The organism is Vibrio sp. Evd11, from assembly GCF_900382755.1.
Lineage (GTDB): Bacteria > Pseudomonadota > Gammaproteobacteria > Enterobacterales > Vibrionaceae > Vibrio > Vibrio lentus.
In genome coordinates, this window is sequence record NZ_OSDX01000027.1 from 44,014 (window position 1) to 67,693 (window position 23,680).

Here is a 23,680-nt window from a genome sequence, read left to right on the forward strand (position 1 = left end):
GATAAAGGCGACCTAAGGGTCGCCTTTTTGCATTTTTGGATTCTCAAAAATGCTTCTTTTACGTATCACTAATGGTTAAATGGTTATTGCGATTTAATTTTTTGGCCAAAAACGGTTACAATATCTGCTTAATAAAAATAATGTTGGATAGGTTTACAATGAAGTTTAGCGCGGTAATTCTCGCAGCGGGCAAAGGCACTCGCATGTATTCAAACACACCAAAGGTTCTACATACGCTTGCGGGTAAGCCGATGGTGAAGCATGTTATTGACACCTGTAACGGCTTAGGCGCTCAAAACATTCACTTGGTCTACGGCCATGGTGGTGATCAGATGAAGTCTACGCTAGCGAGCGAGACGGTTAACTGGGCGCTGCAAGCTGAACAGCTAGGCACTGGCCACGCGGTCGATCAGGCTTCAGCGCATTTTGCTGATGATGAAAAAGTATTGGTGCTATACGGTGATGTTCCACTGATCTCACCTGAAACCATTGAAAACCTATTAGACGCTCAACCAAACGGTGGTATCGCACTACTTACTGTCGTTCTAGATAACCCTATGGGTTACGGTCGTATCATTCGTCGCAATGGCCCTGTTGTGGCAATCGTTGAGCAGAAAGATGCAACCGATGAGCAGAAGCTTATCAAAGAGATCAACACTGGCGTTATGGTCGCAACAGGTGGCGATCTTAAGCGTTGGCTATCAGGTTTAAGCAATGACAACGCTCAGGGTGAATATTACCTAACTGACGTTATCGCAGCGGCTCACGATGAAGGCCGTGCGGTTGAAGCGGTTCATCCTGTCAACCCAATTGAAGTTGAAGGCGTTAACGATCGCTCTCAACTGGCTCGTCTAGAGCGCGCTTACCAAGCTGAGCAAGCTGACAAACTATTAAAGCAAGGCGTAATGCTGCGCGACCCAAGCCGCTTTGACCTACGTGGTGAGCTTCAATGTGGTATGGATGTTGAGATTGATACCAACGTAATCATTGAAGGCAGCGTAAGCATTGGTGATAACGTGGTTATCGGCACCGGTTGTGTACTGAAAGACTGTGAGATCGATGACAACACTATCGTTCGCCCATATAGCGTAATCGAAGGTGCGACAATTGGTGAAGACTGTACGGTTGGTCCATTCACTCGCTTACGTCCAGGTGCTGATATGCGTAACAATTCGCATGTAGGTAACTTTGTTGAAGTGAAGAACACTCGTCTGGGTGAGGGTTCGAAAGCGAATCACCTTACTTACCTAGGTGATGCTGAGATCGGTCAACGTGTAAATGTGGGTGCGGGTGCTATCACTTGTAACTACGATGGCGCGAACAAGTTTAAGACCATCATTGGCGATGACGTATTTGTTGGTTCAGATAGCCAACTCATTGCTCCAGTTACGATTGGCAACGGCGCAACTGTCGGTGCGGGCTCAACGGTGACTCGTGATGTTTCAGAGAACGAGCTTGTTATTAGCCGTGCGAAAGAGCGTAAGATTGCGAACTGGCAGCGTCCAACTAAGAAAAAGTAATCTCGCAATAAGATGATTTTAATGAAAGCCAGTAGTACCGCTACTGGCTTTTTCTTATTTATCTAGATATAAAAAAAGAGCGAGTAATCTCGCTCTTTTTTGTTTTCTTAAGCTAGAAGCTAGAAGCTAGAAGCTAGAAGCTAGAAGCTAGTCTTGCTTGTCTTCTGCCACTACGCGAGAGTTATCTGGCGTAACAAAGTGGTCAGACAGTTCTTTGTTCGAAACGATGTAACCAATCCACAAAGTACCTAAGCAAATCACCACAGCAATACCTGTCGCGCTCAGTGCTTGGCTCGCCATTGCAGCAACGAGTGCGCTTGATAAGCTACTAATACTGATCTGAAGGCTGTTCTGTAGGCCTGCAGCCGTTGCTGGGCTCTGTTTTGCGCTTGATAAGGCACGGTTTACTACGATTGGGTAAAGCGCGCCGTTTGCTACTGCAATCAGACAGAAGGGTGCCAGTAGAGGCCAAATTGACGTCAGTTCCCATTGTGATGCGATGAAAATCAATAACGCAGCAACGCTAAACAAACCAATCAGATTTCGTAATACGATACCATCACCGTATTTTTTCACTGCTTGCTTACCGAAGTAACCACCAGCCATAAAGGCAATTGTCTGTGGAATGAAGCTCAGGCCAATGTCTTTTGCTTCATAACCTAGCTGTGCCATGATTTCAGGCATACCCGTTAGGTAAGCGAAGAACGCTGCTGACGCCGATGCAAACATCAACACATTACCCATGTATGGCTTAGACTTAAGTAGCGTTTTAATATCAGTCTTGATCGATGTCTGTTTTACTTCTGGCGCTTCTTTTGGTTGAGCCATTGTCGTTGCGATCAACAATGCGCCCATTAGCGTCAATGTGATAAAGATACTGTGCCAACCAAAGTTGTCTGCTAGCAACACACCCAGTTGAGGTGCTAATGCTGGAGATAGCGCTACTAGAGGCATGATAGTCGCAAAAATTTGCTGGCTACTGCTCTGAGAGTAACGCTTGATAACCATGGCTTGCCAAATTACCGCTGGCGCACATACACCGATCGCTTGAATGAAGCGCAGTGTCAGTAGGTGCCATACTTCGGTACTGAATGCTAAGCCAAATGAAGCGGCGGTGAATATGACTAGACCGACAGCCAGCGTATTACGGTGACCATATTTGTCACTTGCTAGGCCCCAAAGAAGCTGACCCAGTGCCATACCGCCAAGGAATACGGTAAGAGACAAAGCGATCTGCTCTGGTCCGGTTGCAAAGTCGACTTCCATTGCTTTAAACGCTGGAAGGTACATATCAGTCGCGATGAAACCAAGCATTGAAAGTACTGCAAGGTAGACCAATTGAAATTTAGAAATATTCATAAGATGCCATTAAGCTAAAAGTAGTGATGTTTTTATCATCAAAAAAATTGTTAGATAATCAGGAGTGAAAGTCCCTGTTTATTTATGCTGACATTCTATTTTTCAGAGCTGATAAAATAAAACGCTAAAATATGTAGTTATCAATCAAAAAATTTGAAGGCTTATGTTCTCTAAATCCTCGTTAGAAATGCTTGATACCGTTGCTCGCTTGGGCAGCTTTACTGCGGCTGCAGAGCAATTGCACAAAGTACCATCGGCGATCAGCTATGGGGTAAGGCAGGTAGAGCAAGAGCTTGATGTTTTACTTTTCAGACGCTTACCAAGAAAAGTAGAGCTGACGCCTGCTGGGGAGCTGTTTATTGAAGAGGCTCGCCAACTGCTGAGACAAATGGAAGAACTCAGTGCGCAAACTCGCCGCGCTGCCCGTGGTTGGAAGAAAACCCTACGTCTAACCCTTGATAACGTGGTTAAGCTCGACAAGATGAAGCCAATGGTTGAAGAGTTTTATCAAACCTTTGAGTTTGCTGAACTGCAGATCAACATGGAGGTGTTCAATGGTTCTTGGGAAGCCATTGCACAGGGGAGGGCGGATGTCGTGATTGGCGCCACTTCGGCGATTCCGGTTGGCGGTGATTTTGAAGTAAAGGATATGGGGCGGTTAGATTGGGCATTTGTGATGTCACCCAGTCACCCTTGTGTGCGAGAACAAAACCTCAATGAAGCCTTTGTCAGTCAATATCCAGCGATCTGTTTGGATGATACCTCCAGCGTGCTGCCTAAGCGTCACACTGGCCATTATGCAAGTCAGAGACGTCTTCTATTACCTAACTGGTACAGCGCAATAGAATGCCTTAAAAATGGTGTAGGGGTGGGTTACATGCCAAGGCATATCGCCGCACCTATTATTGAGCAAGGCTTGCTGGTGGAAAAAATATTACCTGAGCCAAGCCCGCAGAGTCATTGCTGCTTAGTGTGGCGTAAAGACGACAACCACAAATTGATCGAATGGATGGTCAAATATTTAGGATCAAGTGAACAGCTGCACCAAGATTGGTTGGATCATCGTAAAGCGATCTAATGATGCGATCCGTTGAAGATCATTCGGGTTAGGTTTGAATCCGCCCAATAAAAATAGCGAGTTATCATAACTCGCTCTTTTTCATGCTTAGGCCGAACTCTTAAGACAAGAAGAACTTGTAGGAAGGGTTATCGGTTTCATCTTTACATTGGTAGCCGAGTTCTTCTAAGTGCGTAGAGAACTGAGCCAAATCGTCATCACCAAGCTCAAAACCACACAGCACACGACCGTAGTCAGCACCATGGTTACGATAGTTGAACAGGCTGATATTCCAGTGAGTCCCTAAGGTATCAAGGAATTTAATCAATGCACCTGGGTATTCAGGGAACTCAAAGCTGTAAAGACGCTCTTTCAATGGCTTCGATGGTTTGCCGCCAATCATGTAACGAATGTGAAGCTTTGCCATCTCGTCATCAGACAAGTCGACAACCGCATAGTCACCCTCACGTAAGTCATTGATGATGTGTTCGAGTTCTTCTTGTCCACCTTGTAGACGTACACCTACGAAGATATTCGCCAGGCTTTCGTCGTTGTGGCGGTAGTTAAACTCAGTCACCGCTCGACCACCAATAATGTTACAGAACTCTAGGAACGCACCTTGTCGTTCTGGAATAGTCACCGCAAGCAGACCTTCTCGCTTCTCACCCAATTCACAACGCTCAGAGACATAACGCAGGCCGTGGAAGTTGGTGTTCGCACCAGAAAGTACCGTTGCTAGTTGCTTATTTTGCAGTTGGTTTTGTTCTGCAAACTTCTTAAGGCCTGCCAGAGCAAGCGCTCCTGAAGGCTCAGCAATTGCGCGGGTGTCTTCAAAGATGTCCTTTACCGCAGAGCAGATTTCATCGCTAGAGACTGTAATATGACCATCAATGTACTGTTGGCAAAGACGGAAGGTTTCTTCACCAATGCGTTTAACCGCAACACCATCAGCAAACATGCTGACCTGATCCAGTACCACGGGTTCACCCGCATCCAGTGCTGCTTTCAAGCAAGCCGAGTCTTCAGGCTCTACCGCTATCACTTTAATCTCTGGCATCAGTTGTTTGATAAGCACTGCAACACCAGCGGCTAAGCCACCACCACCAACCGGCACAAAGATATAATCCATGTGACCGTTTTGCTGCAGCATCTCCATGCCCATAGTGCCTTGCCCAGCAATCACCAGTGGGTGATCGAAAGGAGGAACAAAGGTGAAGCCATGTTCAGCCGACAGACGTTCCGCTTCCGCTTTCGCTTCATCAAAATTACTGCCGTGTAAAACGACCTTACCGCCAAATCCGCGTACTGCATCGACCTTGATATCCGGTGTCGTTTTTGGCATCACGATTGTGGTTTGAATACCCAACTTAGAGCCAGATAACGCCATACCTTGTGCGTGATTTCCTGCGGATGCTGTAATAACACCGGCTGCTTTCTGTTGTTCAGAAAGGCTTGAAACCATGTTGTAAGCACCGCGCAGCTTAAACGAGTGTACCGGCTGGCGGTCTTCTCGTTTGAGCTGAACCTGATTACCGATACGAGCGCTTAGGCGTGGCATATCTTGCAGAGGTGTCACAATTGCTGCTTCGTAAACCGGCGCTCTCAGGATCTGGCGCAGATAATCTGCGCCACTTTGTTTTTTGGGAGTGGAGGTGTCATCACTCATAGTTAGCCCTCAAGCTTAGACTTATCACGTACAGCGCCTTTGTCGGCACTGGTTGCCATGCTCGCGTAAGCTTTCAGTGCGAATGACACTTCACGCTGACGGTTTTCTGGTTTCCAGCCTAATGCATCTTGTTTTTCACGACGTGCTGTTAGTTCAGCTTCTGGTACATCAAGCGTGATTGAACGGCTAGGGATGTCGATAGTGATGATATCGCCCGTGTTAACCAGACCAATCACACCGCCACTTGCTGCTTCTGGAGAAGCGTGGCCGATAGACAGACCCGATGTACCACCAGAGAAGCGACCATCAGTCAGTAGAGCACATGACTTGCCTAAGCCCATTGATTTTAAGTAAGTCGTTGGGTACAGCATTTCTTGCATACCTGGACCACCTTTAGGGCCTTCGTAGCGAATAACCACGACTTCGCCAGCTTTAACTTTACCCGCTAAGATACCTTCTACCGCTGTATCTTGGCTTTCAAATACGATTGCTGGACCTTGGAATTTAAGGTTTTCTTCATCAACACCCGCAGTCTTAACGATACAACCATCAACCGCGATGTTACCTGAAAGTACCGCTAGGCCACCTTCTTGGCTGAATGCGTTCTCTTTGGTACGAATACAACCTTCTTTGCGATCGTCATCAAGGCGATCCCAACGGCAATCTTGTGAGAAAGCTTTAGTTGTTCGGATGCCTGCAGGGCCAGCCCGGAAGAACTTAAGCACCGCTTCGTCTTCTGTCTGCATGATATCGTACTGTGCAAGTTGCTCTTGCATGCTTAGACCAAGCACGGTGCGAGTTTGGTTGTTCAATAGACCTGCACGGTCAAGTTCACCAAGGATAGCCATTACGCCACCAGCACGGTGAACGTCTTCCATGTGGTATTTCGGAGTTGAAGGTGCCACTTTACATAGGTGTGGAACACGGCGAGACATCGCATCGATATCATCCATATCGAAATCAATGTCGCCTTCTTGAGCTGCTGCTAAAAGGTGAAGAACGGTGTTACTAGAACCACCCATTGCGATATCAAGCGCCATCGCATTATCAAATGCTGCGCGATTTGCGATGTTGCGTGGCAGTGCTGACTCGTCGTCTTGCTCGTAGTAACGCTTGGTTAGGTCAACGATACGTTTACCGGCATTGATGAATAACTCTTCACGGTCTGCGTGGGTTGCTAACATAGAACCGTTACCTGGCTGAGATAGGCCAAGCGCTTCTGTCAGACAGTTCATTGAGTTAGCTGTGAACATACCTGAACATGAACCACATGTCGGACATGCAGAACGTTCTACTTGCTCACTTTGCTCATCAGAAATCGTTGGATCGGCACCTTGAATCATCGCGTCAACAAGGTCTAGCTTGATGATTTGATCTGAAAGCTTGGTTTTACCCGCTTCCATTGGGCCACCAGAGACAAAGATCACTGGGATGTTAAGACGCATTGCTGCCATCATCATTCCCGGAGTGATTTTGTCACAGTTAGAGATACACACCATTGCATCCGCACAGTGAGCATTGACCATGTATTCTACTGAATCCGCAATAAGCTCACGTGATGGCAGTGAGTACAGCATGCCACCGTGGCCCATTGCGATACCATCATCGACTGCGATGGTGTTGAATTCTTTAGCGATACCGCCCGCTTTTTCGATTTCACCTGCAACCAGTTGACCCATATCTTTAAGGTGAACGTGGCCTGGTACGAATTGAGTGAAAGAGTTTACAACCGCGATGATTGGCTTACCGAAGTCATCATCTTTAACGCCAGTTGCACGCCATAAAGCGCGCGCACCAGCCATGTTGCGTCCGTGGGTAGTCGTTGCTGAACGATAGATTGGCATTGCTTAAATCCTTATAAAATATTTGGCTGTTGCTTACTTAGTTGTTTGTGTTTGGTTATCTGACGTGTGGTCTGCTGGATAAACGTAATCTAACCAGCCCCACTTATCTTCAGTAGTGCCGTTGAATAAACCAAAGTAAGCTGCTTGAACTTTTTCAGTGATAGGACCGCGTTTGCCTTCACCTACTGTAATTTTGTCTACGCTGCGAACCGGAACGATTTCTGCTGCTGTGCCTGTCATGAAGACTTCGTCAGCAAGGTATAGCGCTTCACGAGCAATGTTCTCTTCACGGATTTCATAACCCATGTCTTTTGCTAGCGTCATGATTGAGTCACGAGTGATACCTGGCAGAATCGCGCTGGTTGCTGGTGGCGTAGAGAGAATGCCGTTACGAATAACAAAGATGTTCTCGCCCGCACCTTCTGAAAGGTAACCATCAACACTTAGGGCAATGCCTTCATCGTAACCATGACGACGAGCTTCACCACCAACGAGCAGTGATGATAGGTAGTTACCACCAGCCTTTGCTGAGGTTGGGATAGTATTTGGCGCTGCACGGTTCCAGCTTGAGATCATCGCATCTACGCCATTTTCTAGCGCTTCTTCACCAAGGTAAGAACCCCATGGGAAAGCGGCGATGATCAGATCCATTTCTGTGTTTTCAGGAGGGCAAACACCTAAACCAACGTTACCGACAAAGCCGAGAGGGCGGATGTAGGCTGACTCTAGCTTATTTTGACGTAGCGTTTCGCGAGTCGCTTCCATAATTTCTTCCTCAGTGAAAGGAATTGGGAAGCGGTAGATTTTCGCTGAGTCTTTTAGGCGTCTTGCGTGCTCTGGGTGACGGAAGATAACCGGACCCTTTGGCGTGTTGTAGCAACGAACGCCTTCAAATACAGAAGTACCGTAGTGCATTGCGTGAGTCAGGACGTGGACGTTCGCCTCTGCCCAAGGAACCATTTCACCGTTAAACCAAATATAGTCTGCTGTTTTAGCTGTCATGTTTGCGGTTCCTTATGCACTTATTTTTTGTTGTAAGTTATTGTTTGGCAATTCATTACGACTGATAGAAATAACGTCAACGGTACGTACATCCCACAGCTTTTCGATCTGATTAACTAAGAAAGAAATCGGGCGGTCACTGTCGACAATGATCTCAACGCTCGCGACTTTACTTTCGTGGTTTTGGGTGCCAGCCACTTGCTTAACGATGAAGCCACGGTGGCGAATAACACGAAGAACACGTTCTAACAGTACTGGTTTATCATCGGCTTTGATGTCTAATAAGTATCTTTTCATGTTATGTGTTCTCCAACATTTCGCTGTTTGAAGCACCTGGCGGTACTAGTGGCCATACGTTTTCTTCTTCGTCGATAAGGACATGAAGTAGGTAAGCTGTTTTGCTCTCAAGCATCTCTTTCAATGCTGGTTCTACTTCTTCTTTACGCGTGATGGTTTTGCCCGGGATATCGAACGCTTTTGCCAGCATGACGAAATCTGGGTTGTCATCCAAGATAGTTTCACTGTGTCGACCATCAAAGAACAGAGATTGCCATTGGCGAACCATGCCTAAACGCGAGTTGTTAAGCAGCACCATCTTCACTGGGATTTGGCGACGCTTCAGCGTACCAAGCTCTTGCACGTTCATCATGAATGAGCCGTCACCTGAGATAAGTATAGATTGGTCATCAGGACGACCAACCGATGCACCCATAGCTGCAGGTAGGCCAAAGCCCATAGTGCCTAAGCCCGCTGACGTGATGAAATTTTGTGGATCGCGAGGTTGAATATGCTGAGCTGCCCACATCTGGTGTTGGCCGACATCGGTTGAAACCATAGAACTCGCAGGCATCATGTCTGACAGTTGCTTCAACAACAAAGGTGCGAAGATAAGGTCGCCTGGGTGGTCGTAGCGCCACTTGAATGAGCTGCGTAGCCCTTCAGAGTGGTGAACCCAAGAAGATATGTCTTGGCTTAGTTCCAGTTGAGGCATGATCTTGTTGATGTCACCGCGAATAGGCGCATTGGCCAGACGCAGTTTACTAAACTCTGCCGCATCGATATCGATATGGATAACTTTAGCGTGCGGTGCAAAGGTATCGAGCTTACCGGTAACTCGGTCATCAAAACGAGCGCCAACAACAATCAACAGGTCACTTTCTTGAACCACTAGGTTAGCGGCTTTGGTGCCGTGCATACCTAGCATACCCAAGTAGTGTGGGTCGTCACGTTCAATGGTGCCTAAGCCTTTTAGTGTGCTTACTGCAGGCATTGGATTTAGGCGTAAAAACTCACGAACTGCATCGGTTGCTTTCGCCAGTTGAACACCACCACCTACGTATAAAACAGGACGAGTCGCTTGAGACAAGAAGTACTGAGCTTGTTCAATAGCATCCGTTGTCACAACAGGAATGGCTGGTAGTGTAAATTCAGGAAGAATTTTTACAGGGGACTCTGCTAGCTGAACATCTTTAGCGATATCGACAATAACTGGACCGGGACGCCCTGCTTTTGCAACGATAAATGCTTCAGCCAGTGTTGGAGCAAGATCTTCAATATCGGTAACGAGGTAGCTGTGTTTAGTACATGACAGAGACATACCAATCACATCCATTTCTTGGAATGCATCGGTACCAATGTGGGAGCTAGCAACTTGACCAGTGATAGCGACGAGTGGGATGGAGTCCATAAAGGCATCAGCAAGACCTGTGACTAGGTTAGTCGCGCCTGGGCCTGAGGTTGCCATACAAACAGCGACGTCTTGTGTTGCACGTGCCATACCGATAGCTGCCATTGCAGCACCTTGCTCATGGCGACACAGGATATGCTCAACCCCGCCGTCATAAAGTGCGTCGTAGATTGGCATGATGGCACCACCTGGGTAACCAAATACGGTTTCAATACCCTGCTGTTTTAGTGCGGATACAACTAGTTCTGCGCCTTTCATCGGAATTTCCCCGTATTACCTATATTTTGGTAACTGTTTCCATTGTCTATGCACATCTTGTGCTCCCATTCTTCCTGTAAATCGGCAAAGCCGAAAATGTTTCAAATATAAAAATCGAATCGTTAAATTAGAAAAAACCCCCGGACTTTTCAGTGCGGGGGTTTTTTCTAATTCGTGGTTACTTTTTTCCCACTCGCCCCCGCGTAGTCTCAATAATGACTACGATAATCAGGTTAATCAGTGCGTAAATGCGAGCGTTAAACATCATAAAATTCGAGTTTTCTCGTTTATTGTCTTAAGTAATTGTCTACATCTCTAGTGTTATCACACAAATCTGCCGCATGACAAGGAAAATGTCATTCTTTTTTCACATTAAAACACCATTCCACCACGCTATATAACAACCTTATCGCTTTGGTGAGCAATGAATATCCAGAGTGAATACTTTTAAATCAAAGACAAAGGAAAGTTATGGGACTCGCGATAATTCATAGCCGAGCTAGTGTGGGTGTAGAGGCGCCAGAAGTGACCGTTGAAGTGCATATAAGCAACGGAATGCCCGGTTTTACGCTGGTGGGTTTACCTGAGACTACGGTTAAAGAATCGAAAGACCGAGTGAGGAGTGCCATCATCAATTCTCGCTTTGAATTCCCATCAAAAAGAATCACCGTCAACCTTGCTCCTGCCGATTTACCCAAAGAAGGAGGGCGTTTTGACTTACCAATTGCTCTGGGGATTTTGGTGGCGTCCGATCAACTACCCACATCAAAAATAGCCCAACATGAGTTTATTGGTGAGTTGGCGTTATCGGGAGAATTACGTTCAGTCAAAGGAGTTCTACCAGCGACATTAGCTGCGGATAGTGTTGAGCGATGCTTGGTGGTACCGCATCACAATGGCGATCAGGCAGCCCTAGTTGGCAAGGGGGCGCATAAGTCAGCGCAAACGTTGTTGGAGGTTTGTGCGGATATGTGTGGTCAGGCTCAGCTTGGGTTATACCGGACAGAGCAACATCAGGTCGATGTTATCGAACATCGTGATTTGCAGGACATCATTGGTCAACAGCAAGGTAAACGAGCATTGGAGATCGCCGCAGCTGGCAATCACAACTTACTTTTTCTTGGTCCGCCCGGAACCGGTAAGACTATGTTGGCGTCTCGATTGCGTGACTTACTGCCTGAAATGAGTGATGACGAGGCGATGGAAACTGCATCGGTGGCCTCGTTAACGCAGCAAGAGATCAATCAATACAACTGGAAGCAAAGGCCTTTTCGATCTCCTCATCATTCCAGTTCGATGGCGGCATTGGTAGGAGGTGGTTCCGTACCTCGCCCCGGAGAGATCTCTTTGGCGCATAACGGATTATTGTTTCTCGATGAGATCTATTTAATCTCAATGACTGTAAGTTGTCAGAGGTAATATAAGCAATTGATTTTTAATGTTAATAACCCCAGAAATTGCCTTTAATACAGATTGACGATTGTCATTGTGACAACTAAGGTGATTATTAGTTGTCAATCTATGGAGTTTGGTTGTGAATGTAAAAACACTAAATGAGCTTTCTTTATTAAAAACTGCACTGTCAGTCGAATACTCTAACTACCTAACACTTGCTGCTGAATCCTCAGTTCCCCCCAAAAAAATACAGTCAACATTGAATATTTATGTGGCTTACTGCTACTTGGTTGGACAAGGTAATTACAGCGCATTGGAAATCTTGAATGATTCAATCTCACTTAATGCACACTTCCAGTCGCTCATTGGTTTTGTTTATAGCAATGATGATATCACTATCAATCTAAGATATGTGCATGGTCTCTACCTCAATAACCTTTTCCGCTACATTGCGCAAGATAAGCATTTAACCCTTAATGAAGTAACGCTTTCGGCAAAAAAAATCACAGAAGACGCTTCGAACTGTCTAGCTCAGTTCCGTAAACTTAATATAGATAGAACAAAAGCTGACTATCTTAATGGTTGGCAGGTGGTATCAAAAGAAGGCAAAGAACATGAGGCTCATCTTGATACGCTTTATGTTAATTTTGGCGAAGCGTTTACAAACAAGGTTCATCTCGCTCTAAAAAACTATGCTTTTACACAAAAATCATCATCTCTGCATCAGATATTACAAGGACTTAAAAAGCTTTTTTTGGGTATATCCACTGTTTATAACGGCCGAGACGGACTAACAATAGAAGCCCTTCTAAGTCGTAATAATGTGCAGCTATTTTTCCACAAGGTGTTTAAAGTGCTATTTGTGCGCTCTCAAGCAGCCCAGAACTGCCCAAAGGTTTTTCATAATCAATGGCGAAGTAATATTAACCATTATACCAAGTGCTTTATCAATACTGGTGTTTTCTCTGAACCCCACAAACCATTCATCGTTCCAGACTGGAAAGACCCAAAAGATGCAGCGCCCACCTTTTCAATTGGTGGCAATGTTACGCAGCAAGAAAACCTCAGATGGTTTGCTAACATCCCACTTAAAATTAAAGATGAAGAGGCTGTTTCAATTATTCAGCAACGTATAGAGAGAGATATGGCGCATATTAAGCATGTGTGTCTCTTGAAATTTGAGGAGCTTTTAGAGAGAGAGGATAGAAATAAAGCTTTTCAGAGCACAGGGTTAGTTAAGCCATTGAGCGGCGCGCCAGGCGATACACAATTTAATAATTTAGTCGGCGCAGATAAGTTAGACAATACAGTAGCAACCTTTTACGCACACGGCATCGGTACAACAAAAGGCAAATACTACCCGAATTTCTTAGGGTTTTACGGTAATGCTAACAAACTTAACACAGAGTTAAATTTACCAACTAAATCAACACTGAACGTTCTTTTTACGCTTCTTGTTATGGAACATCCTCAGATAACACCTTATTGGTTAGCAAAGTGGGACTTGTTTGATGTAAATGGCAATATGGTGGGTTATAAGCAAGTTGGTAATCAACACATTGCGGTCAGTTACAAATCACGCAAAGGGCCTACCAATGCGCAGCAAGAAGTAGTGCTCAATGATCATTCTAAATCTATAGTTGAGTTCCTGATACAGCATACTCGTATGAGTCGTGAATACCTGAAGCAAAAAGGGGATGTGAATTGGCGAAAGATGATTTTGACTGCAACTTCTACCAATGTGGTACGTCCAAGCAACCTCAATACCACTCTTCACTCAGCAAATGAGTTTTATGATTGGCTTCAAGATAAATCGTTTTTTGATAAGTGCAGCGATATCAAATTGATAGATGCCAAAGCCATTTCTGAGATTCATTCATTACGCTCGATTAGACGACACCGAGGTTTGCAAATTTACTTGGAAACACGCTCAATGGATGCCGTTGCTGAGGCGTTAGGTCATGAAAAGAAAGATGCCAATCTACTGACCTCTTATCTTCCCAAGCCACTAATGGACTTCTTTAATGCACGTTGGATACGCCAGTTTCAGAACGCTATTTTACTTGAAGCAATGAAAGACTCGGTGTACCGACTTGATGCCGTTAATCTGAGTACAGAGAACGTTGAGGAATTCTTAAACAATCACGGTATCAGTAATGTTCCAGAGCATTTCGACCACGGTTTTGCTCAAAAGACCGCAACTGATAATGAAACTTCTGAATCCTTAGCGTTCGACCAGTTGACCTACACCATTTCCACCTCTCTTTTGCAGCTATTGATGGCGATACGCCTTATTGTTGAAAGTAGCGATGATGAGGAATCTTTTTTAGATATTGTGGCTCACTGGTATCAATCAGCAGTGTTTGTTTTAGATACCCTGAGTTCAGGTATGCATAGTGCTGATGATGATTTGATGGGAATGCTTGATATTGCAACCAATAACAAACTAGATACTGACTCGATCAAGGGAGCGCTGCTATGTTAAGTGTTGCTATCGACAACACCTCCACTGCTAATCTCATTGAAAGCATCGTTATAGACCATTCGCTTTTGAACGGTCTAAGTGCCGAGACTCTTGAAGAGATTATCAATTTCTCAGTAGCAAATGATGACTATCGAGCTTTAGATGTCATCACGAATATCCATACAGGCATCTACGGGCACGATGACAGGCAGCCCGAATGGTTAGAATCTAGTTTTTCTGCAAATAAATGGGTACTAACATTTGGCAAAACCCCAAAAACGATACATTGGGATACGGTTTACTTGGATGATGGAAAGAAACTCACCGACACAATACACCAAAAGTTATTAAACAGTTTCAAATACTGGATCACAGCGGTAGATAATCCACTTGAAAACGGTGGGAAGATTATCAGTCCAATAACGGCTTATCACAAAGTTAACAAAGTTATCGCTCTCATCAATGCTGTCTTACTACACTCGAAAGAGTTGAAGCTAGCAAAGCACCACCTTCTGAATGTGAATGATGACTTTTGGTTGAACATCTTGACGAAATACGCCGAGCATGGAAATTTTCAAGGTGTGTATGAGCTTGATAAGCGTACCAAGGTATTACTTGATAACGCTTCTCAGAGTGTTTCTGATGCAGACGCACAAACGTTTAAAGAGAAGTACCCCTACGTTACACAAGACATTGTGCAAGATGAAAGTCTCTTATCTCTAGCAGAGAGAGATAATGCGTGCGCTTGGCTTTTTGAGCAAGGTTATTATCAGGTTAGAGACGTCGTTAGATACACAGGCAACAGCTCCGTGCTGGGTGAGCTGTTGTTTAAAGGTAAGATGCTTTATCACGACATTAATATCCCCAATTACGCAGAGCTTCACCTCAAAGCGCCAAAACGAAACTCAGAGTATTGTGCGGTTGAGAATCGAGACTCCTCAACAAGCACGAATCAAGGAACTATCTCGAGCTACATTGAAGCAATTTCATTGATTCATACCAACCTTGAGCGTGAAGATGCGGCAAGTCCTTCAACCTTGTCCGAGCGTGTCAGTTCAGGTCACATTAGCCAGTTAGTTAACTTAAAAAAAGTAGGACGCACCCGCACCTTGCCGCCTACCTTTGTGTTTAATTTAATTCATCAGTGCTATGAGTTTGCCAAAGAGCATCTACCTATAGAGGAAGGCGCTGTTACTTTACTGGATGAAATATTAACACTGCTGTCTAAAGCAAGAAGTAAATCTGCTGCAAGAAAATCCAACACACTCCGCCCACAAGAATCCACCCGAGCTTGGGATGAAGAGTTGCATCGAGAGATGTCTGGTACGGAGCGAGGTTACTGGTTTCAAATTGAGGCAATCAATTGCCTGAGTAGTGAATACCTGAGAAAAGGAATAAAACAGGTTCAAGGCTTTGCTGAAGGCGTTGAAAATCGACACGAAAGGATTCGAGCTAACGAGAGCTTGTTTGATTTGTTCTCTGTACTGCAAGGCGCAATACAGGTCTTGGTGGGTGCAATTATGGCTCGAAGGCAAGATGAATTAATCAAGTTGAAGTCACATGGCAACCTATCACCTAATATAAGTCCCTTTTCAGAAGAAGGTGCAAAAACAGAGTACAACCTGATATTTGAGGTAAAAAAAACTGGCTCAAAAGGGGTAAGCGCCACAATAGAAAGACCAATCCCCTTATCTATCGCAAGGTTTATCTGGCAACTTGAGCAATTTAACATCAAAGCGAGTGAGTTGAATCTATGCAAAGGAAAGCTGTCTCTGTTTAACAATCTTAATTCAAAGCGTTCTCAGTTAAGTAAGACAGGTCACACTTCCTATAATGCTCACCTTGATAGTTTGTGTGATTACATAGAAACCGACTTGGTAGAGTATGACAACGGTAATTACCGCCGTAATTATGTTCGTCAGCACCAATTGAGACGCTTCTTTGCTATGGCGTTCTTTTGGTCAAAAGGATTTGATGGAATGGATGCTCTGCGTTGGATGCTCGGACATTCAGACATGGAGCATTTATATCATTACATTTCAGAATCAGAGACGGGTGCGGTGCTTAACGGGGCGAAAGCCAGTGTTATTGTCCGTGGTGTGGTCGATTCCACTTCTGAACTTGCGAAGCTCGAAGGGATAGAAGAGGTTCGTAAAATCATTGCAGAGCGCCTGACAGGTGATAGATCAACACCAATCACTATAGAATCTGTGAGTGAAGCAGCAGAAGATTACGATGATGAGTCTTATCTAACCGTACCTCATATAAGCCAACTTCAAAAAGAGCAGAACATTGAAACAGAGGTCATTCATCTTTTAGAAGAAGGTCGAATTACGCTTGAGCCAGAGTTCTTTACCATCGAAGAAGCTGATGGAAATACAACTCAAACCTTTAATCTAATTTTAAAAATCAAAGACCTTGATTGAGGATTGGGGCAATGAAAGTTTTAGAGAAAAACCAAACCAAGATACTTGAAACAGAAAAGCTTTTAAGAGAAATCATAACATCTCCCACTGAATTTAAAGATGATGGAGATCTACTAAAGGCTCTCAAATCACAATCTGGCATTGCTAAATATCAGAATGAAGATCGCAATATCACGTCATGCTCGCTAAACACGGTCAAAAGCATCTCAGAAGCACTTCTGGAAAGAGGTTTCTTATCATTAGATGAACTTCGTATTAATGCAAAACTGGCGATAGAGGCTGCACATCTCGAGGAGAAAGCTTTCAAAGGCAACAAGCAAACTGTAGTGGGTTTAAAGCACAAAGTCTCAGAGCTTGAATCAGAGTTGGATGCAGCACAGCGCAGCAATTCTTTACTGACAGTTATGGTCTCAGAGCTACGCTCTAGACTAAAACAACTAGCGAATCATGACGGAACAGTAGAAGAGCGACAGGAGCTTTATCGAGAGCACAATCGGAAGATTGAAGCACAGATGAGTTTCACTTTGAATGGAGAGGTGTGATGGCGGTTCGTAAGCTTAAAGGCTTTGAGCAGTGGAGTCATCTTGGGTTTGATGGCAAGCTTGTCTTTCGTAAGCCTCTGGATATTTCATTCGTAACCTACAGTAATCATACTCCTTGCTATGAAGCCAATGCCTACATTCACAGTTTGATGGTGAGGAACTTAAAAAGTGACACTATTCGAGGGTATGCCCACGATATCATCCACTTGGTTCACTTTATTGAAAAGCAGCCACTATTGAGCCGATTTAGTCAGCTTACTGATGCAACATTCACTCTTTTCGTTCAATCACTACAGGCAGATAGAACACCACTTGGCGAACTAAAGCGTAAGAATAACTCCGTTATAAAGATTGCACATACCTGCTTGGATTTTTTGCAGTTTATCCAAGAGTTTCATGATTTGAGTGCTTTTATTGGCAAAGATAAAGGTAACTCAATTCAGATACTTGAGAAGCATTACAAACGCAAACAGGAAGGCTATAAAGGGTTCATTGAAGGCACTAAAATTACGCACACTGCTGTACCAACTAAAGATGAGATCAAGAAACGTCACCCTGTTTCAGAAGATGATGCCTTGCGTGTGTGGGAGTTTATAAAGACTCAGAAAAACAAAGACAAACGCAGAAGGGACATGGCGTTATATACTGCAATGGAGCAGTTGGGAGGTCGAGTTTCCGAACTTCATTTGATTAAAATGACTGATTACGAGGAAGCTAGGCGCTCTGGTATGCTCACTCTTACCACTTTGAAACGTAAAGACGAGAACACAACTCGAAAGATACCAGTGCCACACCTTTTATTATCAGTGATTGCGGATTACATCAAAGTTCGCAAGAAAGTAATGAGGAAGAAAAAAGCCCAGCATGATTACCTATTTATCAGCTTAAAAACAGGTCTACGTCTATCCTCAGATTCATGGACAACGTACATGAACTTATGGAAAAAAGAGCTTGATATCAAGGGAGAATTGCACCCGCACTTGTGGAGGCACGCTTTTATTACAGACAAGCTTAAAGAGCTTATCCTGGCCACCAAAGAAGTGAATGATAAAGATGATTTTCGAAAGCATTTACTTCATACACAAACGTTTAAGATGCAGCTTCAGCAGTGGACAGGACATACAAATCTTAGTTCTTTAGATGTCTACATTGATCTTGCCTTTACCGATATTCACGGCTATACAGAGGTTTATAATGCAGTATCTCTAAATTCGAGTGTTGACCTAGCAAAGCGTCAGATTGAGTTGTTAGAAGAACAGATAGCAAGGAAGGAGTTAACGCCTACCGCAGCACTCGGTGAGATGAAGAAACTATTGGGAGCTTTTCAATCTGATATAGATAAAAGCATCGTATCTTCGTCACAATAAAAGCCCATCACCAAGCGGTCATGTAACTCGTTTTTGGACAAAAATGAGTTTCAGGAAACCTAACATTAGTAATTCATGAATAACTTGTTATAAGGCAAATTCGCCTGTTAATGCGCCGTCGTACAGTGCGCACTTTGTCTGTCTATGTTCAATGGTGCATATATTATAAATTCAATGCAACCTCTTGTATTTAGAGGTTTTATCATTGAAGTATCGCGAAATGAGTAAGAATTAAATACTAAGTGAGCCTAATGCAACTACCTAATTTGATAGTGCGATGTCGCTAACGACATGTCCATCAATAAGATTCGGTCAACATCACTAACGCACTTACTTAAACGTTGCTTAGTCTCACCACTATACTCACAACACATAATATGGGTCACTGTAAATTCCGTAAGTTCCTCACGCGGAATTACTTTGTAACTTTTGCGTTTGTGAACCATTTGAACTGCTGTATTTGCGTTAGATGCCCTCACAATTTTATAACTGGACCAGTCAGTAACGCTAAACAGTTTGCTATCGGTCATGGTCACCTCTTTTAAGACATTTATTTACCCAACTTAACGTATTGATGACTTTTCATGACGGTCAACTCATTTACTTTGCGAAACCTATCTTAAATATAATTAATTCACCGGTGTAGATTACATAGATTTGTTGATATTGATCGATAACGTATTGATATAAAACAACGTATCTATGCTTTAGTATGCATACATGTGGGATGCTATGTTGTAAGATGATGGTGCTGTAAGTTTGGTGTTTACGCATTTGAGAGTTGTAGACATTTTTAATTTGAGGATGAATCAGTGAATAAATTGATGGTCAATTTGGCTAACTGTTATGGCATTAGCAGTTTGTCTCAAGAATTTGATTTTACGAGAGCTCGTGCAAACTTGCTTTATGCTCCAAATGGGATTATGAAGACGTCTTTGTCTAACACGTTCGCAAAACTATCTAAGGGGCTAGAACCTGAAGAAAAGCTATACAAACGAGTACCTACATATGAGGTAACGATCGACGGAGAGCCAATCAAGCAAGATGAAATCTTGGTTATTGAACCATTTAACCCTTCATTTGATGCAAAGAACCTATCAACGCTACTAGTAAATACAGATAAGAAGCAACGTTACGATTTACTATACAAGTCGATCTTCGATGCAAAAAAATCGTTGTTAGTTGAGTTAAACAAGTTATCTAAAATTAAGAAAGATGATATCGAGACGTTACTTTGTGGCGATGTTGGATGTGACGACATCTTTGAATCTGTCAGGTGGTTGCAGTCGAATGACTTAGCAAATGAAGATTACAAACAATTACAGTATAAACAGTTATTTGATCCAAAGGTAATAGCGCTACTTAACGAAGATAACGTCTTAGAGAGTGTTGCTGATTATATCGGTCGATATAACGAGTTGGTTTCTAATTCAACTTTGTTTAAGACTGGCGTTTTTAACCCTTCAAAAGCTACCACAATCTCGTCATCACTAAAAAAAGAAAGCTTCTTTGAAGCCGACCATAAAGTGATCCTGAATGGCAGAGAGGGTGTGGTCGAAAGCCACCGAGAGTTTAACGAAATATTTGAAGTCGAAAAAACAGAACTGTTATCTGACGAACGGCTGCGCAACATCAACCAGAAGCTGTTAAACGGTGTTGCTCCAGTAAAAATCTTTCAAACAATCTTAGAAGAACACCCCGAGCTTGCGGTTGAGCTGGCAGATATCCCTCAATTCAAAAAGATAATGTGGTGTACCTATTACTCAGAAAAGAAAGAGCAGTTTGATAATTTACTATCTTTATTTGATGCAAACAAAGTAGAACTAGAAAGTATAGAAAATGAAGCGAAGCTAGAAGAAACGATATGGTTTGAGGCTGCCGATACTTTTAAGGAAAGGTTTCACGTACCGTTTTCGTTAGATATTGAAGATCACACCAATACGATACTAGGAACTAAAGCTCCGAATATTGTTTTTAAATTCGCTAATGAAGATGGCCAATACGTACAGTTTAATAGAGGGCAGCTTACATCACTCGATGTGTTATCAATTGGAGAAAGAAGAGCGATGTATCTTCTCTATGTGATTTTCGAGTTCAAAGCTAGACAAGCTAGAGGTCAAAGGACGCTAATCATCGTAGATGATATTGCGGATTCATTTGATTATAAAAACAAATACGCAATTATTGAATACCTTAAAGAAGTAGCCGGGGAAGAGCTATTTCGTATGTTGGTGTTAACACATAATTTCGACTTCTATAGAACGTTTCAAAGTAGAGTTTTAACTGAAAGCTCAAAGCGTTATACATCCTACATAGCTCAAAAAGAGCCTGATAAATCCATTTCCTTATTAAAGGGTGGTGACAACTACGTATCGAGCCCTTTTGATGTATGGCGAAGAAACTTTTCAGGAAATCCTGCAATTATCGTTTCAATGATACCATTCGTTAGAAATTTGATTGAGTACAAAGAAGGTACATCCTCTGATGATTACATGTTACTCACGTCGCTCTTACATATAAAAGACAACACTAAAGACCTACGTCTTTCGAATCTCGAAACAGTAATAGCGTCATCGATAAATAACACATCGTTTAGCTCCGATATTGATAAAGACAAGCTAGTTATAGATTTTATCTATGAAACTGCTGATAGTCTTTGTGCTGCACCTGTAATCGATGAAATCAGATTAGAAAACAAGGTGGCATTATCTGTAGGTATTCGACTTAAAGCTGAAGAGTTTCTATGGTCAAAGATCTCAGATAAATCCCCTATTCGCGGAGTGCAAACAGGCGTGCTTTATGATCGCTATGTTACCGAGTTTGGTGGTTCTACCGATACAGCAATTAGAGAAATAAAGAGTGTTCTAGGACAAGTTATTTTGATGACACCAGAGAATATTCATATCAATTCATTCATGTACGAGCCATTAATGGATCTTTCGGTTCACCACTTAGTTGGCCTATACAGAACTGTCTGTGAACTATAAGCACTGTAACAGAATAGCTTGAAGAGCTGACATCAAACGTTGTAACTGTGTCAAATTTACCCCCGTGATACAGCACGGGGATTCACGACGAACAGCACTAGAAGAATGGATAACTTCTAGTAGGGCAAAACCTCATGAACAGGATATGAATAAGTAAAAGGTCTAGCTCACTTTGGGGCAGATCTGAGCTAGCTGGCACTTTTTGAGAAAAGTGCCACGAGTAAAACTTCAGGTCTATGAAGCCTCTGGACAAAAGCGTGTCAGTATTTTTGATAATTTAGCAATTCATGAATGATTTAGGTATGGAAAAGTTGATTAAGTCACCGTCTAGTTTTGGTGGTGCAGATTAACCCACGACTACGCTTACCGTGATATTCGTTGCATCCCCGAGAATCTATAGCCGAGTCATCACCCCGGAATGTAATTGAACCGTCGTGCGCCAATGCCTTGCTGTGCGGCTTCCAGTTTGTTTTTTTGTTCTTCGACTTGCTCATTGCTGACACCTGAAACACCTGTGATAAATGCTCTGAGCACTGAATAACAAAAGAGTTCACTGATTTAACTGAATTAAGCTAATTTATTGATGTAAAAGCATTTATAGAGGTAAAGGCGCTATTATGGTAAATTCTGATTAGAAAAGTTACTTGAAGCCCTAACATGAAAACAAACTTATTGCTTATAATTTTGTTTTCTTCAACACTAGCCTTAGCTAATGTTGAAGAAAACAAAGCCGTATTAACACCAAATCAATTATCCGTTGCAATATCGCCACTAGAAAGCCAATTGACGGACTTATCAAATGAATTTGATTCACTAGCCAAAAAAAACGACTTACTTGAACAAGAGATTACTTCAGCTTTGTTACATGCTTCATCGGCGATATCCAAAACACACCAAAGCAATAAAGCATTCTCAGATTTATTAAAGGAGCAACAAGAAGAACTTTCTTCGCTTGAACATCGTGACGTTGATCTTTCTTTAAGTATGCAAAGAGACGTTTATCCAATATGGGTAAACTTTTTTGCAGTATTTATGAGTATCGTAGGATCTATTGGAATCTCAGTATGGGTTACAAGAGAGGTTCTAACTAGGACTCTTCAGAATGAAAGTAAAACCCAAGTTGATGCATTGAAAGCCAACTTGGAACAACAAATAGAGTTACACAAGCACACAAATAAGACGAATAGTGACCAGCATCGTGAACAAATCACATCTCAACTAACTCAACATTTAGAACAGCTAAATACTCAATCTAAACTAGCGTTAGGTGAACACAAAGAACACCATAAATTAACTATTGATGGCTTTAGGCAACAGTGGATAAATGACTTTCGAGACAATGTAACTGAGTATGTCAAAGTGATTTTGACGTTATGCCATTTTCATTCTACTGAAAAACCGTTCTTCGATGCTTACAAAGAACTAAAAAAAGTACAAACTTTACTTTCCAAGTATAATCAGGAATACAATCGAAAAGTCAATGAGTCAGATTCTTTAGTAGAACGTGCTCGGCTAATTAATATAAAGAAACAAGATGATGAATATGTTTCTCTGATTCATAGACGTATTGACGCTGTGGATAGCTTTGAATTATATAAAAACCATTTCATGCAATACAACACTTTGAAGGGTGAATGTTTAACTATTCAGACAAAACTTTCTCTCATGCTCAAGCCTACTATTTCTTCTTCTGAACCAGATTATAAGGTTAGAAAACTTATAGATGAGATTTATCAGCTTACGTCTAAGCGAGAGGAACGTCGAATTATAGATGGCGATGTAAAGATAATTGAAAATCTAATCGACGATTTAAAATACCACACAAAAGTAATGCTCAAAACTGAGTGGGATCGTATACAGCGCAAAAAAACAACCATCTAAGTAAATACATAACAGTGGCATATTCAATTAGTGAATGGGAAGCTTGAAAAAGCAACTTGTCACTGTTTAACATCGTTAACGCATATGTGACTAAATCTTCAAAGTTCACATTATAAAATGTATAACAAACAGCATCAGCAAACGTAAATTACGTAATATCTCTAAATTGATGTATGGAATCCACTCCCTCCTTAGCAATCTAGACTTAGGATAGTGAGAAAAAAC

15 protein-coding genes are annotated in these 23,680 nt (G+C 42.9%); 9 read left to right on the forward strand and 6 right to left on the reverse strand.

The window, feature by feature from the left end:
* Window positions 1–158 precede the first annotated feature (158 nt).
* Window positions 159–1,520 (forward strand): bifunctional UDP-N-acetylglucosamine diphosphorylase/glucosamine-1-phosphate N-acetyltransferase GlmU, encoded by a 1,362-nt coding sequence (gene glmU, locus ED652_RS13130; protein WP_102327167.1) that lies wholly within the window; start codon window positions 159–161, stop codon window positions 1,518–1,520.
* A 147-nt stretch (window positions 1,521–1,667) separates the two neighbouring features.
* Here the strand turns inward: glmU and punC are convergent, their stop codons facing one another.
* A complete protein-coding gene (gene punC, locus ED652_RS13135; protein WP_122055105.1) occupies window positions 1,668–2,879 on the reverse strand; it encodes a purine nucleoside transporter PunC in 1,212 nt (403 codons plus the stop codon).
* Between the two features lie 163 nt (window positions 2,880–3,042).
* Between punC and punR the strand changes: the two genes are divergently transcribed.
* Entirely contained in the window at window positions 3,043–3,957 is a 915-nt protein-coding gene (punR, locus tag ED652_RS13140; protein ID WP_122055106.1) for a DNA-binding transcriptional activator PunR, read from the forward strand.
* Window positions 3,958–4,057: 100 nt separating this feature from the next.
* On the opposite strand, the gene ilvA is transcribed toward punR, so the two are convergent.
* The 5 genes from ilvA to ilvG are packed head-to-tail and all read right to left on the reverse strand — an operon-like array spanning window position 4,058 to window position 10,393.
* Complete coding sequence (ilvA, locus tag ED652_RS13145) at window positions 4,058–5,602, reverse strand: threonine ammonia-lyase, biosynthetic (protein ID WP_122055107.1); 1,545 nt, start codon at window positions 5,600–5,602, stop codon at window positions 4,058–4,060.
* 2 nt (window positions 5,603–5,604) lie between these two features.
* Window positions 5,605–7,446 (reverse strand): dihydroxy-acid dehydratase, encoded by a 1,842-nt coding sequence (gene ilvD / locus ED652_RS13150; protein WP_017107537.1) that lies wholly within the window; start codon window positions 7,444–7,446, stop codon window positions 5,605–5,607.
* A gap of 33 nt (window positions 7,447–7,479) precedes the next feature.
* Window positions 7,480–8,448: a branched-chain amino acid transaminase gene (locus tag ED652_RS13155; protein WP_017107538.1), complete on the reverse strand. Its 969-nt coding sequence runs from the start codon at window positions 8,446–8,448 to the stop codon at window positions 7,480–7,482.
* Window positions 8,449–8,460: 12 nt separating this feature from the next.
* Window positions 8,461–8,745, reverse strand: a complete 285-nt coding sequence (gene ilvM, locus ED652_RS13160) for an acetolactate synthase 2 small subunit (RefSeq protein ID WP_017111739.1) — start codon at window positions 8,743–8,745, stop codon at window positions 8,461–8,463.
* Between the two features lies 1 nt (window position 8,746).
* Window positions 8,747–10,393, reverse strand: coding sequence for an acetolactate synthase 2 catalytic subunit (gene ilvG, locus ED652_RS13165; protein WP_122055108.1), 1,647 nt, complete (start codon window positions 10,391–10,393; stop codon window positions 8,747–8,749).
* Between the two features lie 471 nt (window positions 10,394–10,864).
* On the opposite strand from ilvG, the gene ED652_RS13170 reads away from it, so the two are divergent.
* The 7 genes from ED652_RS13170 (at window position 10,865) to ED652_RS13210 (ending at window position 23,455) form a co-directional block, all read left to right on the forward strand.
* Window positions 10,865–11,812 carry a YifB family Mg chelatase-like AAA ATPase gene (locus ED652_RS13170; protein WP_122055109.1) on the forward strand — a complete coding sequence of 316 codons (948 nt, stop codon included), beginning with the start codon at window positions 10,865–10,867 and terminating at the stop codon, window positions 11,810–11,812.
* 115 nt (window positions 11,813–11,927) lie between these two features.
* Window positions 11,928–14,273, forward strand: a complete 2,346-nt coding sequence (locus ED652_RS13175; protein WP_122055110.1) for a hypothetical protein — start codon at window positions 11,928–11,930, stop codon at window positions 14,271–14,273.
* Window positions 14,267–16,678, forward strand: a complete 2,412-nt coding sequence (locus ED652_RS13180) for an integrase (RefSeq protein ID WP_122055111.1) — start codon at window positions 14,267–14,269, stop codon at window positions 16,676–16,678. Before ED652_RS13175 ends, ED652_RS13180 begins: the two co-directional genes overlap by 7 nt.
* 11 nt (window positions 16,679–16,689) lie before the next feature.
* The gene (locus ED652_RS13185) at window positions 16,690–17,220 is read left to right on the forward strand and encodes a hypothetical protein (RefSeq protein WP_122055113.1); all 531 of its coding nucleotides are present in this window, start codon (window positions 16,690–16,692) and stop codon (window positions 17,218–17,220) included.
* Window positions 17,220–18,587, forward strand: coding sequence for a tyrosine recombinase XerC (gene xerC / locus ED652_RS13190; protein ID WP_122055115.1), 1,368 nt, complete (start codon window positions 17,220–17,222; stop codon window positions 18,585–18,587). The genes ED652_RS13185 and xerC overlap by 1 nt, the downstream gene beginning before the upstream one ends.
* An 812-nt stretch (window positions 18,588–19,399) precedes the next feature.
* Window positions 19,400–21,574 (forward strand): AAA family ATPase, encoded by a 2,175-nt coding sequence (locus ED652_RS13205; RefSeq protein ID WP_102535259.1) that lies wholly within the window; start codon window positions 19,400–19,402, stop codon window positions 21,572–21,574.
* Window positions 21,575–22,231: 657 nt separating this feature from the next.
* A complete protein-coding gene (locus ED652_RS13210; protein ID WP_122055116.1) occupies window positions 22,232–23,455 on the forward strand; it encodes a hypothetical protein in 1,224 nt (407 codons plus the stop codon).
* The last annotated feature ends 225 nt before the right edge of the window (window positions 23,456–23,680 follow it).

Coding starts and splice junctions, on each gene's coding strand:
- glmU (WP_102327167.1), top strand. CDS start 159: ATGAAGTTTAGCGCGGTAATTCTCGCAGCGGGCAAAGGCACTCGCATG.
- punC (WP_122055105.1), bottom strand. CDS start 2,879: ATGAATATTTCTAAATTTCAATTGGTCTACCTTGCAGTACTTTCAATG.
- punR (WP_122055106.1), top strand. CDS start 3,043: ATGTTCTCTAAATCCTCGTTAGAAATGCTTGATACCGTTGCTCGCTTG.
- ilvA (WP_122055107.1), bottom strand. CDS start 5,602: ATGAGTGATGACACCTCCACTCCCAAAAAACAAAGTGGCGCAGATTAT.
- ilvD (WP_017107537.1), bottom strand. CDS start 7,446: ATGCCAATCTATCGTTCAGCAACGACTACCCACGGACGCAACATGGCT.
- ED652_RS13155 (WP_017107538.1), bottom strand. CDS start 8,448: ATGACAGCTAAAACAGCAGACTATATTTGGTTTAACGGTGAAATGGTT.
- ilvM (WP_017111739.1), bottom strand. CDS start 8,745: ATGAAAAGATACTTATTAGACATCAAAGCCGATGATAAACCAGTACTG.
- ilvG (WP_122055108.1), bottom strand. CDS start 10,393: ATGAAAGGCGCAGAACTAGTTGTATCCGCACTAAAACAGCAGGGTATT.
- ED652_RS13170 (WP_122055109.1), top strand. CDS start 10,865: ATGGGACTCGCGATAATTCATAGCCGAGCTAGTGTGGGTGTAGAGGCG.
- ED652_RS13180 (WP_122055111.1), top strand. CDS start 14,267: ATGTTAAGTGTTGCTATCGACAACACCTCCACTGCTAATCTCATTGAA.
- ED652_RS13185 (WP_122055113.1), top strand. CDS start 16,690: ATGAAAGTTTTAGAGAAAAACCAAACCAAGATACTTGAAACAGAAAAG.
- xerC (WP_122055115.1), top strand. CDS start 17,220: ATGGCGGTTCGTAAGCTTAAAGGCTTTGAGCAGTGGAGTCATCTTGGG.
- ED652_RS13210 (WP_122055116.1), top strand. CDS start 22,232: ATGAAAACAAACTTATTGCTTATAATTTTGTTTTCTTCAACACTAGCC.